This window comes from Streptomyces ossamyceticus, assembly GCF_001418475.1.
GTDB classification, from domain to species: domain Bacteria; phylum Actinomycetota; class Actinomycetes; order Streptomycetales; family Streptomycetaceae; genus Streptomyces; species Streptomyces ossamyceticus.
In genome coordinates this window covers 1-1,017 of sequence record NZ_LIQX01000438.1, presented here as the reverse complement: position 1 = coordinate 1,017, position 1,017 = coordinate 1, and the positions used below count along the sequence as shown (strand labels likewise).

The window sequence follows — 1,017 nt, the reverse complement described above, 5'->3', positions numbered from 1 at the left end:
GGGCCGCTGTGGGCGACGGGCTTGACGCGCCGGCACGGCCCCTTCCGTACGGGGGTGGCCGACCCGCCGTCGGGGTGGCCGCTTGAGCATTCGGGTGTTGTTTCTCGTAGACCTCAAGTGGTGCTCACGGCGCGTGGCAGGGGCTGCCGAGCACACCAGGCGCACCGTCGAGCCGGGGGGATCGCATGCCGCAGTCGGGGAGTGAGTGGGCCAACGCGTTCCCGTGGAGCCTCGCCTATCGGTGGGGGCATTCCGCGCTCGCCGTCGACTTCGATCTGAGCGGTGACACGGCGCGGTTGGTGTGCGTACGGCGTCCCGGTGACCCGGAGGAGGGCGAGGCCGATGTCCTGCTGCCGTTGGTCGATGTCGTACTGCTCGGGGAGAGGAGGGGGTGGTCGCGGCCCCCGTTCACGGGTTCCGCGCTCGGTGAGCGGCTGCGCTACCGGGCGCATCGGTCGGCGTTCGCGGCGGAGGACGGTCCCGGTGTGCGCTGGCATCGGCTGGTCGTCGAGTTGTGGGACCCGGAGAGCGGGGTGGCCGCCTTCGGGGAGTACGCCTCTCCTGACGGGGTCTCCGTGCTGCGGTCCCGGGTGCGGCTGCGCAACGAGGGGGACGCGCCGGTCACCGTGCGGTCGGTGGGGAGTCTGCTGCTGGGCGGGCTGCCCTCCCACGACGAGTTGACGGTGTTCGAGGGGCGCGAGGAACGGCTCACGGAGTGCCGTTGGTCCGCGGACGGGCCTCTCACGATGGGGGCCCTGCGGTGCCGTGCGGAAGCGCGGACGTGGCTGTGGCAGATCGAGTCGGCGTCGCGTGGGGTGTGGGAGGCGGGCGAGGCTGCGGGGCGGACGTATCTGGCGCTCGGCGGGTCCGCCCCCGATGAGCACCGGGCGCGGAGTTCGCGAGTGGGTGGGTCGCGCTGGCGCTCGGTACGGGCTTCGACGGGGCGCTTGCCGAGTTGACGGCGTACCGCCGTGCGGTGCGACGACCGCGGCGGCTGGGGGTGGGGCCGGGCGCCTC

1 protein-coding gene is annotated in these 1,017 nt (G+C 73.5%); it reads left to right on the top strand.

All coding sequences use genetic code 11. From position 1 onward, the window contains the following. Window positions 1–185 precede the first annotated feature (185 nt). A complete protein-coding gene (locus AOK15_RS28725) occupies window positions 186–959 on the top strand; it encodes a hypothetical protein (protein WP_055521260.1) in 774 nt (257 codons plus the stop codon). The last annotated feature ends 58 nt before the right edge of the window (window positions 960–1,017 follow it).